This window comes from Pseudoalteromonas sp. SR43-7, from assembly GCF_014163785.1.
Lineage (GTDB): Bacteria > Pseudomonadota > Gammaproteobacteria > Enterobacterales > Alteromonadaceae > Pseudoalteromonas > Pseudoalteromonas distincta.
Map to the genome: position 1 here is coordinate 1 of NZ_JACJDY010000021.1, position 18,595 is coordinate 18,595.

An 18,595-nucleotide genomic window follows, 5' to 3' on the forward strand; every position below is an offset into this window, starting at 1 on the left:
TACAGCGTGAACAACTTGTAATTTAAAGCCTAATGAATAATCTCGTTGTGTTCGTTTGAGCGGTGTATTATTTGACTTGGTCATAATAAATCCTAAATGTGTAAACACATTTCAGGACGAGACAATTCTAAAAATAAAAAAGCCGCATTAATAAAATGCGGTTTATAAACTAAAACTACTTTTAATTATTAAAAATAGCCACGAACACCAAAGCGGAAGTTTCTGCCTGGTAGTGGGGCTTTATCTTTAATAAATGAGCTATGTACAAAACCTAACTCATCAGTAATGTTATCAACGTTTATATACAGCTGTGCATCGACACTGCCTAAACCTAATTGGTAATTAGCTTGTGCATCAAATAACGTATAGCCATCAGTTTGAGTTTCAAAGGCAGTTACATCGTTTTGATCAAAGTAATGAGTACCCGTTAATGTTAGTTGTAAGTCACCTAAATCGTACTGTAACTCAGAGCCTAATTTATTGGCAGGGATACGTGGTAAATTACCTTCGTCGTCTTTTAGTTTTGCACGAGTTGAGTCACCAAATACTTTAACCATAGCGCTTGGTGTTACTTGGTAATGCGCGTCAAACTCAATTCCATAAAGCTCTGCGTCTTTACTTGTAAATTGATAAACCGCAACAGCATCGTCATGTGCACCAATAGCTGATTCTAAACCATCTTCTTCATCGTAAACTAACCCCGTATTTTCTTGAAAATAAAAGTTTTTGATATCGTTATAGAAAAAGTTAACGGTGTAACCAAAATCACCGCTAAAGCGTCTAAAGCTTAAATCTAAGTTTGTTGAAGTTTCCTGCTTGATATTTTCTGGCTCAAAATGCGCTTCATTATCTTCAATATTGTAACCAAGGCCTAGCTCGTAAGTGCCAGTTGCAATGTGTAAACCGTTAGATAAAAGCTCTGCCGAAAGTGGTGCTCGTTCTGAATGAGAAATACTCGTAGCGATACTATGACCTGGCTTGTATTGCCAAATGGCACCAGCAGAGGCACTTAAATTGGTAAAACTTTCATCATACCCAATGGTTTCTTCGTCGCTGTGATCTATTTCTACTTCATCGTGGCTATGCTCGTGTGCCGTGATTTGGCTTTCAATTTTGTAATCTTCAACACGTGCGCCAAGTTCAATTGTAATGTCGCCAAATTCACGCTCTTCTAGTAAATATAATGCGTTAGTTGTAGTTACACTTGCGGGTGTAAAGGCTTCTTCACCAATTGCATCGTAGTCAGAATCGCTGTAGTGATAGCCCATCATTCCGTGCCAATCAGCAAACTTATGCTCTACATTTAAACGTGCTTCAGTCGTTTTATTTTTAAAAGTAGTACCAATTTCGCCATCTTCAATTTCGCTGTGCGAGTAATCTGTGTAGCCAACACGTAGGTTGATGGTTTCAATCCAGTTATTATGAAGGGCGTAACTTACAAGCCCTTGCCAGCGATCTTGCTCTAAATGTGCATAAACCGGCTCTTCAGCTGCTTCGTCTTCATGTTCTTCATGCTCTTCTTCAGTTTCACCTTCGTGATCGTGATGATGCTCATGCCCAGGAATACCGTAATCGGTATCAATGCTACCGTACGAAAAACCAATCGTTAAATGATCGCCAACATAGCTGGTACCAAAGTTAAGTGTTTCGCTATCAATAAAAGTATTTTCTACAGAATTCTCTGTTTCTACATCGCCATCATCGTCGGCAATAGTGAAGGTAGGTGTTTGGTAATCATCGCCACTGCGCTTAGTGCCATCAAAATGAAAGTTAAAGCCTTCATTACCTGTTTCTAGTTTTGCAGCTACTGTGTTTGAGTTTGACACTGTATCGTGGCTGTATTCAGCAGCACCCGTAAGCTCGTCGATATTGTCTGTAGGAATGCGGTTATCAACCACGTTTACAACACCGCCAATTGCACCAGAGCCATAAAGTAGGGTACTTGGGCCACGTAATACTTCAATTTGTTCTGCTGCTAGGCTATCGCTTGATGTCGCATGGTCTGGGCCAATACGTGATGCATCGCTGGCATCTAATCCGTTTTGTGTGATTTTAACGCGAGGGCCATCTAAACCACGAATAATTGGGCTTGATGATACAGGGCCAAAGTAACTTGCATTTACGCCTGGTAAACCTTTTAGCGTTTCACCAAGAGTTGGTTTAGATTTATTTCTTAATTCATCACCTGAGAGCACGCTTACTGGCGATATCATCTCGAGGCTATTTTTATGAAGTGCAGAGGCATAAACAACCACTGTCTCAACTGATGTTGGTTTAAGCGATACAGACAGGTTGTTTGAAGATTCGCTAACAGCAATACGAGAGTCTACGTAGTTGTCTTTACTAATATGTAATTGGCTATTTGCATCGATTTCTATAGCAAATTCGCCTAAATCATTACTTTTAACGCTTTGGTTTTTACCATGCACATGAATTGAGGCATTTTTAATTGGTTGATTTTTATCATCCATTACTTTGCCAGTAACAGTGGCAGCCAAAGCTGATTGAGAACATAAAACAGAAAAAATAGCAGAGGAGATTAATGTTAACTTTGTCATGGATATATTGGTTCGCGGTTATTATGTTGTGATATAATATAACACCGCAAAATCAGTGAATCAACAATGTTATAGTATAACTTTGTATTTTGCGATGAATGATCTAAAAATGACGATTAAACCAATTTTATAAAAATTATAATAATAGGTATGTTAATAGAAATACCTATTTATTTAAGTGCGAGACTTATAGCGCTGTAGGTTTATCTGGGTATTTAAGAGCGGCTATCTATCATTATAAAATCTAGTTTATGCTGCGCTCTTGTCTGGTTTGTTATATCTATAGATTCAATCATTTCGCATTCGTCGCGGATCATCTCTGAAATAAGGCTAGGGTAGTGGCGGCAGTCTTCTGGACGGTCAAGGTAAATACTGCAGGTATACATATTTTTAGCGAGAGGCTCCTTTTTAGGCGCAATTTCTAAAAATGGGCACACTTGAAGTCTTAAGCCTGTTTTTGGGTCAAACCAAATTTCGTTGTTTTTAACGTACTCATAAATTTCGGGGTTAAAGAGCTCCCATAAATCTATTTCTTCTTTCGTTGCGCTTAAGTCGCCGCCACCATATTTAATACAGCATTTACCACACTGGTTGCACTCTTTCATAATTTGCTAATTTAGTTGGCTGTTAACACATTTAAGTTAGCTATTAGTGTAGCACCAAATTTATTATTAACGCTCTACTGAATTGCCCCAGTGTTTGCTTTTTGGGTGTGTAAAAAAGTTAGATACAATAACTTAAGTTAAAACCCCTTGTTACATTTTATATAGTACAGGCTTTATTTAATGCTTTACTCTAAGGTGGCGAAAAATATTATGAAACCTGCTTGGGCAGCTGTGTAGTTATTAAATGTTGCTGAGCGGGATCCCTAAGTAGGATGTAATTATGAAAGAAGCTGTTACTAAGTTAAAAACAGAATTTAATGCAAAGTTATTATATTGGAACAACCTCAAAAGTAGCAAAGCCAAAGCGGCAATCATCTTATTATTTATAGTTGTCATTGCACTTAAAGTGTTTACGACCATCTTTACGTTGGATTGGGTTGCAAGTTTATTCAGTGTGTGAGGTTACTAAGAGTAATTGCGATAAAGTTTAATTACAGTGTGTTTAACGCCTACGCGATGTTCATTATTAATGTATTATTACGCTATACACCAAATTAAATAAATCAGTTGTTTAAATACATTTTATAATGACTGTAATGATACATTTTAGCTAAATTGAGTCAGTAAATTAGTTTAGTTGCACTAAAGGATAACCAGTGATGATGAATACAAAAATATATAAAGCGGTACATGACCTAGCAGAAGATTTAATGGCGGCGGCTAACAAAAATAACCGAGAAAAATTTGAATCTTTATTTGCTCAATTAAAAGCGATTTGTATTGAAAACGAAAATACCTCAAAAGATCACCCAGTACAATGGGAAACTTTGGCTGATTTTACCGAAGAGCTAGAAGAGGCAATCACGACTTATGAAAAAGCATTAGAAAAGTCTGTTGCGATTAATAACAAAGATCACATGTCATCAGTTTCTTTTTCAATGGCTACACTGCAGCTAGAACTTGGTCAAAAAGACGAGGCTATTAAAAATCTTCAAAATGCTAAGGTTAGTGCTAATAAAATTGAAGATAAAGAGCTTAAAGCTGAAATACACGATCTACTAGAGTCACTTATTGAAGAAGAAGGTTAAATACTTAAAATTTACTAGCTCAGACTTGATCTGACAGTTACCCATATTAAATACTATTTCTTTGGATTTAGCTTAAGTTAGTACAATTTAATGAAACGCTGATGGTTTATACCCTCAGCGTTTTTTATTTCCGCTATTTATAGCTTATCCATAAAGTTCACAATGTACTTTGCAATCTCAACTGGTTTTTCTTCAACACTAAAGTGTCCTGAATCGAGTAAATGTATTTCAGTGTTCGGTACATCTTTTAAATATGCTTTAGCGCCTGCGGCTATAAACGCAGGGTCGTTTTTACCCCATACAATTAATGTTACTGGTTGGTACTTGCGTAAATAAGCTTGCCATTTAGGGTAGTCGAGAAGGTTATTGTAGTAATCTTGTAGCAATTGTACTTGAATTACTCTATCGGATTTAGTTTGTAAAAAGTGAAGATCGTGCGTCCAGCTATCAGGGCTCATTACTTCTGGGTTACTTTGTACGTCTCGTAAATATTGCTTATTAATAATGGCTTTATTAGACGTGAACGAATAAATTTTATCACTCTGCGCTTGTGATTTGTCCTCATTCGCGGCTTTAAAAAAAGCTTGCCTCGGTAGGGTTAGCCCCTCTAAATACGCATTACCATTTTGTACAATAAGTGCATCAAGTTTATTTGGGTTATTTAACAACATTCTAAAGCCCACAGGAGCTCCAAAGTCCTGTATATAAAGGCTGTAGTGCTTTACTTTAAGTGTTGTTAGTAATCCTTCAACGTATTGAGCTAGAAATTAAAAAGTATATTTTTGAGTTTTTGGGTTTGGGCGTGCGCTATAACCAGAGCCTAAATAATCAGGTGCAATCACATGATAACGACCTGATAAGAGTGGGATCAATTCTCGGTAGCTGTGTGAAGACGACGGATACCCATGTAAAAGTACAATGGTTTGCTTATGCTGCGCGCCAGCTTCTCGGTAAAATATCTTTTTACCGTTTACATTTGGATATTTGTAAGTGGTTTTTGAAGGCCATACTGCATCAGCGGCATATACTTGAGCGGTAAACGTAGATATTGAGACTAATAAAAACACAATAAATGAGACGATGTGAGCAGGTTTTACTTTAAGGCTTTTTTGTATATCTAGGTGCATTAGTAAACTCGTTATTTTTGGTAATGACGCTTTATTTATTTACCAGACCTATTATTTACACAATTGCATTCAGTTAATAATTACAAGTTATTACTAATAAGGACACAGTAACAATACCTGTGTTTTTAAAGCACATTACCAAATATATAGTTGATTAGAGGGTAAGTGGTTTTTTAGCAGCTTTTTGTAATTTAAAAAAGAGATTCGTTAATTTACTTTTGTTATTATTAATTTGTTAGCTTACAGAATGTGTACAGCGTTAAGCTAGTATTTTGGAGAAAGGACGTGCTCGAACAAATAGAACAATGGATTGATGCAACAAATATTAAATATAAAACCCAAAGAATTAGCTGTGAGAAATTTGCTAGTGAGTTTGCAGGGTTTTATCCTGTCGAATTTTTAAAAAATGCCTTTTACGTTGTTGTTGATAAAATACCAAAACCTGACTTTCCAATCCTGCGAGAAATGGGTTTAGGCGATTTTGTAGATATGGATGTAGCAGGAATAACGTATAAAAATACATATTATATACTTCCTGATGCTGCCAAAGATTTGAGGGTTCATTTTCATGAGCTTGTGCATGTAGCGCAGTGGCTTAAGCTTGGCCCAGACGTGTTTATCCTACGTTACATTAGCGAAATTCAACGTGTGGGATACAACGACGCACCGCTTGAAAAAATGGCATACGCTCTGGATGAGCAATTCGTAAGTAAAGGCGATAAAATAGATGTGCTTAGGCACGTAGCCCAAACGCTGTAACTCAATTTTAGGTTGAAAGGAGTTTATATGTACAGAATTATTGGGTGTTTACTTACTTTAGCGTGTATTAATAGTAATGCAGCATCGTTTGAAGAAGATATTGTTTCAGCTCTGCTTGAGCGTACAACTCATGATGTGACTTACGACGGCGCTTATCGCTCTATTGGCTACCCTGGTGGGGATGTACCTAAAAATATAGGTGTGTGCACCGATGTAATAATTAGAAGTTACAGAAAGTTAGGTGTTGATTTACAGAAACTCGTGCATGAAGACATGCAAAAAAACTTTGCGCTGTATCCATCTAAACGTATTTGGGGCTTAACTAAGACTGATAAAAATATAGATCACCGACGTGTTCCAAATTTACAAGCTTACTTTGAGCGCCATGCAAACGTATTAAGTAAATCCAACAAAGTGAGTGATTATAAAACCGGTGATATAGTAACGTGGATGTTACCAGGTAATTTACCTCATATAGGTATGGTGATTAATGAGTTATCTCAAGATACGGGTAACCCACTTATTGTGCATAATATAGGGCGTGGTCCGCAAAAAAGCGATATGCTTTTTAATTATAAAATTACCGGACATTACCGGTTCGTTCCACACTATTGATAAGTTTAATAAACGATGGATGTAAGTATTGATTTTTATTTCAGATCAATACTTACATTGCCATTGGGTTTACAGCAGCACAACAGTATTTCGCCTTCGCGTACAAACGCAAGTGGCTCTTCGTTATACTCAACACTGCCTGACACTAACGTTGCTCTACAAGCGCCGCAATAGCCTTCACGGCATTGGAATGCGACGTCTATTTTCATGGATTCTAAGCAGTGTAAAAGAGAAGGGCAGCCAGCGGTAAATTCTATACACTGGCTGTTTTCTGCAAGCGTTATGCTTGCAGTAGACTTGTCACTCATTATAAATCAAAATCACCAAATTCTGATGCATCAACTTGAGAGTCTATTTGACCAACAAGGTATGAGCTTATTTCTGCTTCTTGTGGTGCTACTTGCACGTTATCAGACACTAACCACGAGTTTATCCACGGGATAGGGTTACTGTTATTTTCAAACTGTGCTGGCAAACCAATCGCAGTCATACGTGCATTGGTAATGTATTCAACGTACTGACATAAAATATGTTTATTTAAGCCAATCATTGAACCATCTTTAAATAAGTATTCGGCCCACTCTTTTTCTTGCTCTGCAGCATCAACAAACATTTTAATTGCTTCGTCGCGGCACTGGGCAGCAACAATCGCCATTTCTGGATCGTCCTTACCGTCTTGCATGATGTTTAAAATATGCTGAGTACCAGAAAGGTGAAGTGCTTCATCGCGTGCAATTAGCTTGATGATTTTAGCGTTACCTTCCATTAGCTCGCGCTCAGCAAATGCAAACGAACATGCAAAACTTACGTAAAAGCGAATCGCTTCAAGAATATTTACCGACATCATAGCCAGGTAAAGTTTCTTTTTAAGCTCAAATAAATTAATGATAACTGTTTTACCGTTAATCTCGTGTTTGCCTTCACCGTATAAGTTGTAAAGCGATACAGAGTTAATTAAGTCATCGTAGTATTTAGTTACGGCATCAGCACGTTCGCTAATTTTATCGTTGCTAACAATGTCATCAAAAATAAGCTCAGGTGCTTGTGTTACGTTACGGATAATATGCGTGTATGAGCGGCTGTGAATTGTTTCACTGAACGCCCACGTTTCTATCCATGTTTCAAGCTCTGGTAGCGATACAATTGGAAGTAGAGCCACGTTTGGCGAACGACCTTGTACACTATCAAGCAGTGTTTGGTATTTTAAGTTGCTTAAAAATATATGCTTTTCGTGATCTGGTAATGCTTGAAAGTCTAAACGGTCTTTACTTACATCTACTTCCTCAGGACGCCAAAAGAAAGACAGTTGCTTTTCAATTAACTTTTCAAAAATTGGGTATTTTTGTTGGTCGTAACGAGATACGTTTACAGTTTGGCCAAAAAACATTGGCTCTTGCATTTGGTTATTATGGTTTCGGCTAAAAGTAGTATAAGACATGTTTATCACTCAAAAAACTATCAGAAAAAGCGGGCTAAATGCCCGCTTAAAATAAAAATCAGCAGTTATATTTTACACGCGCCGCCTTCACAATCGTCATCTTCCACTTCTGGAGCATCTTCTTGTGAATCTGAGGCGCCATCGCGAGTATTGTGGTAATACAAGGTTTTAACACCTAGTTTGTACGCGCTTAGTAAGTCTTTTAATAAGACTTGCATAGGTACTTTACCGCCTTCGAACTTGTTTGGATCATAATTTGTATTTGCAGAAATTGTTTGGTCAACAAATTTTTGCATTATGCCAACAAGCTGTAAATAACCATCGTTTGATGGAATGTCCCATAGTAGCTCGTACTGATCTTTTAAACGCTCATACTCAGGAACAACTTGTTTTAAAATACCGTCTTTACTTGCTTTAACGCTAATATGTCCACGTGGTGGCTCAATACCGTTAGTTGCGTTAGAGATTTGCGACGATGTTTCTGATGGCATTAATGCACTTAGTGTTGAGTTACGCATACCGTGCTCTTTAATACTTGCACGTAGTGTATCCCAATCAAGATGAAGTGGCTCATCACAAATTTTATCTAAATCACGTTTGTACGTATCTGTTGGCATAATACCTTGTGAATACGTTGTTTCGTTAAACTTAGGACATGCGCCACGTTCTTTAGCAAGCTCGTTTGATGCTTTCATCAAGTAATATTGAATAGCTTCAAAGGTTTTATGCGTTAATGCATTAGCGCTGCCATCAGAATAACGCTTACCGTTTTTAGCTAGGTAGTATGCGTAGTTAATTACGCCTATTCCTAGTGTACGACGACCCATAGTTGCATTTTTAGCAGCCGGTACAGGGTAGTCTTGGAAATCAAGTAAGTTATCAAGTGCGCGTACTGCAAGTTCAGCTAGCTCTTCAAGCTCATCAAGTGACTCTATTGCACCTAGGTTAAACGCAGAAAGTGTACAAAGGGCAATTTCGCCTTCTTCGTCATTCACGTTATTAAGTGGCTTAGTTGGCAATGCAATTTCTAAACATAAGTTAGATTGGCGAATTGGCGCAACTTTAGAAATAAATGGGCTGTGTGTATTACAGTGATCCACATTTTGTAAATAAATACGACCAGTACTTGCACGCTCTTGTGCAAACATAGAGAAAAGCTCAATGGCTTTAATGCGTTTTTTACGAATAGACTCGTCTTGTTCGTATTTAACGTAAAGTGCGTCAAACTCAGCTTGGTCTTCAAAAAATGCATCATAAAGGCCAGGCACATCTGATGGGCTAAATAATGTAATGTAGTCATCTTTAATTAAACGAGAGTACATTAGTTTATTAAACTGTACGCCGTAATCAAGGTGACGAACGCGGTTGTCGTCTACACCACGGTTATTTTTAAGTACAAGTAGGTTCTCTACTTCTAAATGCCAAAGCGGGTAGAATAATGTTGCTGCGCCGCCACGTACACCACCTTGTGAACAACTTTTAACCGCTGTTTGAAAGTGCTTATAAAAAGGGATACAACCTGTGTGATACGCTTCGCCGTTACGAATATGGCTACCTAGCGCACGAATTCGACCTGCATTAATACCAATTCCCGCACGTTGTGAAACGTATTTAACAATAGCTGACGACGTTGCATTGATTGAATCAAGGCTGTCGCCACATTCAATCAATACACACGAGCTAAACTGGCGAGTAGGCGTACGTACACCCGACATAATTGGCGTTGGTAGAGATATTTTAAATAAAGATACTGCATCGTAAAAACGTTTAATGTAATCAGTACGTGTTTCACGTGGGTAATCTGAAAATAAGCTTGCCGCAACTAAAATATATAAAAACTGTGCACTTTCGTATATTTCACCCGATACACGGTTTTGAACGAGGTACTTACCTTCAAGTTGCTTTACAGCAGCGTAGCTAAAGTTAAGATCGCGAGAATGATCAAGGTATGCATCAAGCTCATCTAACTCTTGCTCTGTGTAATCTACTAGTAAATGAGCATCGTAGCGTTTATCGCCAACCATTTTTGTTACGTGGTCAAATAAACGTGGTGGCTCAAATTGACCGTACGCTTTTTTACGTAAATGGAATACAGCTAAACGTGCAGCTAAGTATTGGTAATCAGGCGATTCTTTTGAAATCTGATCCGCTGCTGCTTTAATGATGGTTTCGTGAATGTCTTTAGTACGAATACCGTCGTAAAACTGAATGTGCGACTTTAATTCAACTTGCGAAACCGAAACGTTGTTTAAACCTTCGGCGGCCCACTCAATAACGCGATGGATCTTATCCAGATCAAGAGGCTCTTTACGCCCGTCACGTTTGCTTACAGATAACTGTTGGTTCATTTGCCTGTATTCCTTGGGAATTATGTATTTTGACCAATGCTTTATACCTCGCTGGGGCAAGGTATATACTCATTTATTATAAGTTTCGCCATATTTGCGAATTTAATTGAATAACATTTGGCCACAATATCTGGTGTTGTTCAATTTAGAGATCACAAGATAGTGTGGTCTGAGTTGTTTTGCAAGGGACATAATTGCCCCTATTTGTGGATAACTTCGGGATAACGTATTTGTGTTAGTAGATACTCACCTTCGAACAATCATTTAAGTTGAAATATGCAAAAATCAACTAATGATCTGCTAAATTTACGCATTTTAAAAATAAATTTTGACTGCTTTTTTTATCAGCAAGCTTTGTGTGAAAACTAACACAATCACAATATATAGTGTTTATTAATTAACATGGCACTATATATGGTTAAAACCATCAATTGGGCTTTGCCAGTTAAAATCAGCATTCCAGCTGTTGGCTTCATCAATACTTGGTATGTAACCCCAAAGTGCCGTTGCTGTGCGCATACCTGCGGCTTTGCCTGCTTGTATGTCTCGCTGTGCATCACCAATGTACAAACAGCGTTTTGGTTGCACTCCCATAAGCTTTGCACAGTGTAGCAGCGGTAAAGGGGATGGCTTAGCTTCAGCTAAGGTGTCGCCACTTATTACTACACTGGCATTTTTCAATGCGGGAATTGCTGCCACTAAAGGATCAGTTAAAAACCCTGGTTTGTTAGTCATGATCCCCCATTTGATCTTTTTCTGATCAAGGGCAATAAGCAACGATTCAACACCGCTGAAGCAATGTGTGTGATTTGCTATGTTTGCAGCGTATTCGTCAACTAATTGCTTAATAAGCTCGCTTTGAGGTTGTGTGTCCCATAACTCTTTAAAACCAGCCTCTAATAATGCGCCTGCGCCGTTAGATGCCGCAGGACGGTATACATCACTACTAACAGGCTCTATTTTATTATTAATGAGAACTGCATTTAAAGCCGCACCTAAATCTTCAGCGGTGTCGAGTAGAGTGCCGTCTAAATCAAATAAAAATGCATCGTACTCAATAAGGGGGAGGGGGGCTTGAGAGTTAGCCATTAAGCTAACTTCTCGAAGTACAGTATGTAATTTACGCTAACGTCACTATTGAGCGTATATTGCTTTGATAGTGGGTTATAAGAAAGGCCTGTACTTGCACGAACTTTTAAACCCGCTTGCTCTGCCCATGTAATAAGCTGTGCAGGTTTTATAAACTTTTTATGGTCGTGTGTACCTTCAGGCACCATTTTTAAAAGCTTTTCAGCACCAACAATAGCGTATAAATATGCTTTAGGTGTTTTGTTCAGGGTTGAAAAAAACACGTCTGCGCCTGGTTTGGCAAGTGCAGCTACGGCATGAATGATAGATGCTGGGTCGGGAACGTGCTCAAGCATTTCCATACAGGTTATTACATCAAAGCGCTCTGGGTGTTGCGATGCAAACTCTTCTGCTGGCACTTTTATGTAATCTACATTTACGCCAGTTTCTAAACTGTGCAACTTAGCAACAGTTAAAGGCTCTTGCCCCATATCGATGCCAGTTACTTTTGCGCCCATGCGCGCCATGCTTTGGCTTAAAATACCGCCACCACAGCCAACATCGAGTGTTTCTTTATCGAATAAGCCTTGCGTTTTGTTTGCTATAAAGTCTAAACGTAACGGGTTAATTTCGTGAAGAGGTTTGAATTCTCCGTCTAGGTCCCACCAACGCTCGGCGATGGCTTCAAATTTTGCTATTTCTGCGTGATCTACATTTTGATGTTCGGTCATAAAATACTTCCTCGTCAATCTGAGGCCATTATATAGGGCTAAATTGATAAATCGCAAAGTTTTGCGCCTGTAAATTAAAATTAATTGTGATAGCATGGCTGTTAGAAATAATAACAATACTCTTAATACCCAATACCGGGTTGTTGAGAGCTGATACTGAAGGAATGTGATATCAAATGACTGATCTCGCCAATGAAATTCTGCCAGTCAATATTGAAGACGAGTTAAAAAACTCCTACTTAGATTACGCAATGAGCGTAATTGTAGGACGTGCATTACCAGACGTACGTGACGGCTTAAAACCTGTTCATCGCCGCGTTTTGTTTGCAATGAACGAGCTTAGTAATGACTGGAACAAGCCTTACAAAAAATCGGCCCGTGTGGTCGGTGACGTAATCGGTAAATACCACCCACACGGCGACAGTGCAGTTTATGACACGATAGTTCGTATGGCTCAGCCATTCTCACTGCGTTATATGCTAGTAGATGGCCAAGGTAACTTCGGTTCGGTTGATGGTGATTCAGCAGCGGCAATGCGTTATACAGAAGTACGTATGGCTAAAATGTCGCATGAGTTATTAGCCGATCTTGAAAAAGAAACGGTTGATTTCGTTCCTAACTACGATGGCACTGAGTTCATCCCTGATGTTTTACCAACGAAAGTTCCTAATTTATTAGTGAATGGTTCGTCAGGTATTGCAGTAGGTATGGCTACAAATATACCACCACATAACTTAACTGAAGTTGTAAATGGTTGTTTGGCACTTATTCAAAATCCAGATTTAACTATTTTAGAGTTAATGGATTATATTCCTGGTCCTGATTTCCCAACGGCTGCAATTATCAACGGTAAGAAGGGTATTGAACAAGCCTACTTAACTGGCCGTGGTAAAGTGTACATGCGTGCACGCGCCGACATCGAAACCGATGAAAAAACAGGCCGTGAAACAATCATCGTTCACGAAATTCCTTATCAAGTTAATAAAGCTCGTTTAATTGAAAAAATTGCTGAGCTGGTTAAAGATAAGAAAATTGAAGGTATTAGTGCGCTACGTGATGAATCAGATAAAGACGGTATGCGTATCGTTATTGAAATCAAACGTGGTGACGTAGGCGAAGTTATTTTAAACAACTTGTATTCACAAACTCAGTTACAAACTGTGTTTGGTATGAATATGGTTGCTTTAATTAATAACCAACCTAAATGTTTCAATTTAAAAGAAATGTTAGAAGAGTTTATTATTCACCGTCGTGAAGTAGTAACTCGTCGTACAGTATTTGATTTACGTAAAGCCCGTGACCGTGCACACACGCTTGAAGGCTTAGCGATTGCGCTTGCGAACATTGACCCAATTATCGAACTTATTCGTAAATCCCCTACACCTGCTGAAGCTAAAATTGCTTTAACAGCGCGTCCGTGGGAATTAGGTAATGTACAAGGTATGCTTGAAAAAGCAGGTGAAGACAATGTTGCTCGTCCAGATTGGTTAGCAAGCGAACTTGGTATTCGCGATGGTCAATATTATATCTCTGAGCAACAAGCTCAAGCAATTCTTGATTTGCGTTTACATAAGCTAACAGGTCTTGAACACGAAAAAATCTTGACCGAATACCAAGCGTTATTAGAACTAATTGCTGAACTACTTTATATTTTGGCAACTCCTGAGCGTTTAATGGAAGTTATACGTGACGAGCTAGTTGAAATTAAAGAGCAATATGGTGATGAGCGTCGCACTGAAATTAATGCAGCTGCTCACGATATCAGCCTTGAAGACTTAATTACCGAAGAAAACGTAGTCGTAACGCTTTCTCACGAAGGTTATGTGAAGTATCAAGCATTGTCTGATTACGAAGCACAGCGTCGTGGTGGTAAAGGTAAGTCAGCAACGAAGATGAAAGATGAAGATTTCATCGAACGTCTATTAGTTGCAAATACACACGATACTATATTGTGTTTCTCTACGGCCGGTCGTTTATATTGGCTTAAAGTATATCAGTTACCATTAGCGAGTCGTGCAGCGCGCGGTAAGCCAATTGTTAACTTGTTACCACTTGAAGCTGATGAACGTATTACTGCTATATTGCCAGTACGCGAGTACGCAGAAGATAAATACATCTTTATGGCAACAGCATTTGGTACAGTTAAGAAAACACCATTAACGGCTTACAGTCGTCAACGTGCAAGCGGTATTATTGCTGTTAACTTAAATGATGGAGATAGCCTGATTGGGGTTGATATTACCGATGGTAGCAACGAAATTATGTTGTTCACTGATGCAGGTAAAGTTGTACGCTTTAAAGAAGCTGAAGAAACAACAGTTGTTGATGAAAACGGTAACCCAGTATTAGACGAAGAAGGTAACCCTGAGATTCGTTTCAAAGGCGTTCGCCCAATGGGTCGTACCGCTACAGGTGTTCGTGGTATTAAAATGGCCGATGATCAACGCGTAGTATCGTTAATTGTACCAAAAACTGACGGTGCTATTTTAACGGTAACTGAAAATGGTTACGGTAAGCGTACACAACTAGAAGATTACCCATCTAAGAGCCGTGCAACACAGGGTGTTGTATCTATCAAGGTGAGTGAGCGTAACGGTGCTGTTGTTGGCGCTGTACAAGTTGATGATAACGACGAAATCATGATTATTTCAAATCGTGGTACCTTAGTACGTACTCGCGTTAATGAAGTTTCTACGGTTGGACGTAACACCCAAGGTGTTATTTTGATCAGAACTATTGACGAAGAGCAAGTAGTTGGTTTACAACGTATAGAAGAGATTGAAGTTACAGAAAGTGACTTGATTGATATTGAAGACGTTGAAACTGTAGATACGGTTATTGATGAAGTAGCGGATGATAATCCTCCTTCAGAATAATTGATATTGAAAAAGCGGCCTTGGCCGCTTTTTTTAATGTTGTTGAAAAAAATTAATAGGGTGTGAAGTTATATTCATTCACTAAAACTCAAAGGTTTAGTGGGTGGGTATTGAGCATTCATGCTTAGTAGTTAAATTACTGGAATGAGGCAAAGGTAATGAGTAAATATAATTTTTGTGCGGGGCCAGCTATGCTTCCGCAAGCGGTTATGAAAAAAGCACAAAAAGAGTTTCTAGATTGGCAAGATTTAGGTGTGTCTGTGATGGAAATAAGCCATCGTAGCAAAGAGTTTTTAGCCCTTACAGCTAAATGTGAAGCCAGCCTTCGTCGCCTAATGAATATCAGTGATGAATTTGAAGTGTTGTTTATGCATGGTGGTGGTCGTGGTCAGTTTAGTGCTGTGCCATTAAATTTACACCAAGAAGGCAAAGCTGCGGTTTATTGCGAAAACGGCGTGTGGTCAAAAAGTGCAACAGACGAGGCCAACAAGCTTACTCAAGCAACCTCTATTGATGTGCGTAATGATGCCAATGGCGAGTTTTCTATTAAACAGGTTGCTGATTGGGTGTTACCAGAAGATGCATCTTACATTCACTATTGCCCTAACGAAACGGTTGACGGCTTAGAAATTTTTGATGTACCAAGCCACCCAACTGCACCGATCGTTGCTGATATGTCGTCAACTATTTTATCACGCGAAATAGACGTTAATAAATTTGATTTAATTTACGCTGGTGCGCAAAAAAATATCGGCCCGTCGGGCATATCAATCGTTATTGTTCGTAAAACATTACTTGAGCGTGAAGGCTTACCTAAGCCAGGCATTTTAGATTACACATTAGAAGCAAAACAAGGCAGCATGTTTAACACGCCTCCTACATTTGCTTGGTATTTAGCTGCTGAAGTATTTCAATGGCTTGAAAGTAATGGTGGCGTAAAAGCGATGGAAGTTCAAAATATTGCTAAAGCGCAGCTACTTTATGACTTTATTGATGAATCGATCTTTTATACCAATAAAGTAGCTAAACATTGCCGTTCACGTATGAATGTTCCGTTTTGGCTTAATGATGAAAGCTTAAATGATAAGTTTGTTGCTCAGTCTAAAGATGCAGGGTTACTTGCTCTTGAAGGCCACAGAATTGTGGGCGGTATGCGCGCAAGTATTTATAACGCAATGCCTATTGAAGGTGTTCAAGCACTTGTAGACTTTATGGCTGCTTTTGCAAAGGAGCACAGCTAATGGAGCAGCTTCGTTTAGAACCTATTTCTAGAGTAAATGGCACAGTAACCCTACCAGGTTCAAAGAGTCTATCGAACAGAATTTTATTATTAGCAGCACTTGCAAGCGGTACTACCGTTGTAGAAAACTTACTTGATAGTGACGATATACGCCATATGCTGGGCGCCTTAAAGTTATTAGGTGTAAATGTAACTTTAAATGATGACCGCACTGTAGCCACCGTAGAGGGTGTTAGTGGTGTGTTTAATACACCGACTGAGCCATTGTTTTTAGGTAATGCGGGTACTGCTTATAGACCTTTAACGGCAGTACTTGCTGGCGTTGCTGGTGAATACGAGCTAATAGGCGAGCCACGTATGGAAGAGCGCCCGATAGGGCACTTGGTTGACGCGCTGCAAGCATTGGGTGGTGATGTTACTTATACAAAGCACAAAGACTACCCACCACTTAAAATTGTCGGTGGCCAAATAAAAGGCGGTGAGGTTGAAATTGACGGCAGTATTTCAAGTCAATTTTTAACCGCTCTATTAATGGCAGCGCCATTATTTAACGGTGATACAACAATAACTATTAAAGGTACTTTAGTCTCTAAACCTTATATTGATATTACACTTGATGTAATGGCACGTTTTGGAGTTAATGTTGAGCACAGTGATTATGCAACTTTTAAAGTTAAAGGTGGTCAACAGTATCAATCATTAGATCGCATAATGGTTGAAGGCGATGCATCTTCTGCCTCTTACTTTGTTGCTGCGGCTGCAATTGCAGGCGGTGAGATTGAAATTAAGGGCGTGGGTGCCAAGTCGGTGCAAGGTGATATAGGCTTTGCCAAAGTAATGGAGCAAGTAGGCGCAAAAATTGATTGGTATGATGAGCGTTTAGTTGTTCGCAAAGGCGAACTAAAAGGCGTGGATATTGACGCCAATGCAATTCCTGATGCAGCCATGACTCTTGCAACTGTTGCTCTTTTTGCCAAAGGCCCAACAGCCATTCGTAACATTTATAACTGGCGAGTAAAAGAGACAGACCGTTTATATGCAATGGCAACTGAGCTTCGTAAAGTAGGCGCACAGGTTGTAGAAGGTGAAGATTTTATAGAGATCACCCCACCTGAAACATTTAATGATGTTGCTGTTGATACTTACGACGATCACCGTATAGCCATGTGTTTTGCAATGGTTGCCGTTGGTGGAAAGCCAATAACAATTAATGATCCAAAGTGTACCTATAAAACATTTCCTACATTTTTCAATGTTTTAGCGTCAGTCAGTGAATAAGCTAATTAGAAGTAATTACAAAAGTTACACACTAATAGCAGATATATTTTAATAACTGACGTATAATGTCGCGGTTTATTTAGGTGTGCATTGCAGGAGGTTTTAAATGCAGGCGTTATTAATGCCCGTGATCACCGTTGATGGCCCAAGTGGTTCAGGTAAAGGAACTGTTTGTCGCTTGTTAGCCGACAAGTTAGGGTGGGATGTATTAGATAGCGGTGCGATTTATCGTGTTTTATCTTTAGCTGCACTTCATCACCAAATTGCATTAGATAATGAAGAAGGGCTTGTCCCGCTTGCTGCAAATTTAGATGTGCAGTTTTTGGTAGATAGCCAAACTAATGCAGGAAAAGTTATTTTAGAAGGCGAAGACGTAACCACTACTATTCGTAATGAAGAAGTAGGCGCTGCGGCTTCAAAAGTTGCAGCATTACCTCGCGTTCGTGAAGCGTTATTACGTCGCCAGCGTGCATTTCGCACTGAAAATGGCTTAATTGCCGATGGCCGTGATATGGGCACTGTGGTTTTTCAAGATGCGCCGTTAAAAATATATTTAACAGCCAGTGCAGAAGAGCGTGCTCGTAGACGCTTTGTTGAGTTGAATACGCGCGGCCTTGATGTTACACTAAATGGTCTATTACAGGACATTCAAGCTCGTGACGAGCGCGATATGAATCGCACCGTTGCTCCGCTTGTACCTGCAGAGGATGCTATTGAGATCGATACTAGCGATCTTAATGCACAGCAAGTGTTTGATAAGGTAATAACTTTATTGGATATTGCTATCTCTGAAGGTAAGCTTCCTAAACGAAGCTAAACACATTTTATGCGCCAGCAGGATGCCAGTGCTATTTTAACAACCCC

Annotated in this window: 15 protein-coding genes and 1 pseudogene; 8 read left to right on the forward strand and 8 right to left on the reverse strand. The window is 39.1% G+C overall.

Annotation, left to right across the window (positions count from 1 at the left end):
• Nucleotides 1-188: 188 nt before the first annotated feature.
• A complete protein-coding gene (locus H5087_RS15260; protein WP_182672597.1) occupies nucleotides 189-2,558 on the reverse strand; it encodes a TonB-dependent receptor in 2,370 nt (789 codons plus the stop codon).
• A 215-nt stretch (nucleotides 2,559-2,773) separates the two neighbouring features.
• Nucleotides 2,774-3,163 carry a YkgJ family cysteine cluster protein gene (locus H5087_RS15265; protein ID WP_182672598.1) on the reverse strand — a complete coding sequence of 130 codons (390 nt, stop codon included), beginning with the start codon at nucleotides 3,161-3,163 and terminating at the stop codon, nucleotides 2,774-2,776.
• Between the two features lie 280 nt (nucleotides 3,164-3,443).
• Here H5087_RS15265 and H5087_RS15270 point away from each other — a divergent pair, with 280 nt between their 5' ends.
• Together H5087_RS15270 and H5087_RS15275 are read left to right on the forward strand one after the other, a co-directional pair.
• Complete coding sequence (locus H5087_RS15270; RefSeq protein ID WP_002961145.1) at nucleotides 3,444-3,623, forward strand: hypothetical protein; 180 nt, start codon at nucleotides 3,444-3,446, stop codon at nucleotides 3,621-3,623.
• A 199-nt stretch (nucleotides 3,624-3,822) separates the two neighbouring features.
• Nucleotides 3,823-4,251 carry a hypothetical protein gene (locus H5087_RS15275; RefSeq protein ID WP_002961147.1) on the forward strand — a complete coding sequence of 143 codons (429 nt, stop codon included), beginning with the start codon at nucleotides 3,823-3,825 and terminating at the stop codon, nucleotides 4,249-4,251.
• Nucleotides 4,252-4,388: 137 nt separating this feature from the next.
• Here the strand turns inward: H5087_RS15275 and H5087_RS20345 are convergent.
• A pseudogene (locus H5087_RS20345) lies at nucleotides 4,389-5,378 on the reverse strand (alpha/beta fold hydrolase).
• A gap of 285 nt (nucleotides 5,379-5,663) precedes the next feature.
• On the opposite strand from H5087_RS20345, the gene H5087_RS20205 reads away from it, so the two are divergent.
• Complete coding sequence (locus H5087_RS20205) at nucleotides 5,664-6,137, forward strand: hypothetical protein (RefSeq protein WP_182672599.1); 474 nt, start codon at nucleotides 5,664-5,666, stop codon at nucleotides 6,135-6,137.
• Nucleotides 6,138-6,164: 27 nt separating this feature from the next.
• Entirely contained in the window at nucleotides 6,165-6,752 is a 588-nt protein-coding gene (locus H5087_RS15290; RefSeq protein WP_182672600.1) for a DUF1287 domain-containing protein, read from the forward strand.
• 35 nt (nucleotides 6,753-6,787) lie between these two features.
• Here H5087_RS15290 and yfaE read toward each other — a convergent pair whose 3' ends face one another.
• From yfaE to ubiG, 5 genes are all read right to left on the reverse strand, one after another.
• Nucleotides 6,788-7,060, reverse strand: coding sequence for a class I ribonucleotide reductase maintenance protein YfaE (gene yfaE, locus H5087_RS15295; protein ID WP_182672601.1), 273 nt, complete (start codon nucleotides 7,058-7,060; stop codon nucleotides 6,788-6,790).
• Nucleotides 7,060-8,190, reverse strand: a complete 1,131-nt coding sequence (gene nrdB / locus H5087_RS15300; protein ID WP_002961159.1) for a class Ia ribonucleoside-diphosphate reductase subunit beta — start codon at nucleotides 8,188-8,190, stop codon at nucleotides 7,060-7,062. The genes yfaE and nrdB overlap by 1 nt, the downstream gene beginning before the upstream one ends.
• Before the next feature lie 65 nt (nucleotides 8,191-8,255).
• Nucleotides 8,256-10,538: a class 1a ribonucleoside-diphosphate reductase subunit alpha gene (nrdA, locus tag H5087_RS15305; RefSeq protein WP_002961160.1), complete on the reverse strand. Its 2,283-nt coding sequence runs from the start codon at nucleotides 10,536-10,538 to the stop codon at nucleotides 8,256-8,258.
• A 408-nt stretch (nucleotides 10,539-10,946) separates the two neighbouring features.
• Nucleotides 10,947-11,627, reverse strand: coding sequence for an HAD family hydrolase (locus H5087_RS15310; protein ID WP_182672602.1), 681 nt, complete (start codon nucleotides 11,625-11,627; stop codon nucleotides 10,947-10,949).
• Nucleotides 11,627-12,337 (reverse strand): bifunctional 2-polyprenyl-6-hydroxyphenol methylase/3-demethylubiquinol 3-O-methyltransferase UbiG, encoded by a 711-nt coding sequence (ubiG, locus tag H5087_RS15315; RefSeq protein WP_024597262.1) that lies wholly within the window; start codon nucleotides 12,335-12,337, stop codon nucleotides 11,627-11,629. Before ubiG ends, H5087_RS15310 begins: the two co-directional genes overlap by 1 nt.
• Before the next feature lie 176 nt (nucleotides 12,338-12,513).
• Here ubiG and gyrA point away from each other — a divergent pair, with 176 nt between their 5' ends.
• The 4 genes from gyrA to cmk all read left to right on the forward strand — a co-directional run bounded on the left by gyrA (nucleotide 12,514) and on the right by cmk (nucleotide 18,548).
• Nucleotides 12,514-15,213, forward strand: coding sequence for a DNA topoisomerase (ATP-hydrolyzing) subunit A (gene gyrA / locus H5087_RS15320; protein ID WP_002961163.1), 2,700 nt, complete (start codon nucleotides 12,514-12,516; stop codon nucleotides 15,211-15,213).
• Nucleotides 15,214-15,371: 158 nt separating this feature from the next.
• On the forward strand, nucleotides 15,372-16,454 hold the full coding sequence (serC, locus tag H5087_RS15325; protein ID WP_182672603.1) for a 3-phosphoserine/phosphohydroxythreonine transaminase: 1,083 nt from the start codon (nucleotides 15,372-15,374) through the stop codon (nucleotides 16,452-16,454).
• The gene (gene aroA / locus H5087_RS15330) at nucleotides 16,454-17,731 is read left to right on the forward strand and encodes a 3-phosphoshikimate 1-carboxyvinyltransferase (RefSeq protein ID WP_182672604.1); all 1,278 of its coding nucleotides are present in this window, start codon (nucleotides 16,454-16,456) and stop codon (nucleotides 17,729-17,731) included. Before serC ends, aroA begins: the two co-directional genes overlap by 1 nt.
• A 106-nt stretch (nucleotides 17,732-17,837) precedes the next feature.
• Nucleotides 17,838-18,548, forward strand: a complete 711-nt coding sequence (cmk, locus tag H5087_RS15335) for a (d)CMP kinase (RefSeq protein WP_182672605.1) — start codon at nucleotides 17,838-17,840, stop codon at nucleotides 18,546-18,548.
• Nucleotides 18,549-18,595: the final 47 nt, after the last annotated feature.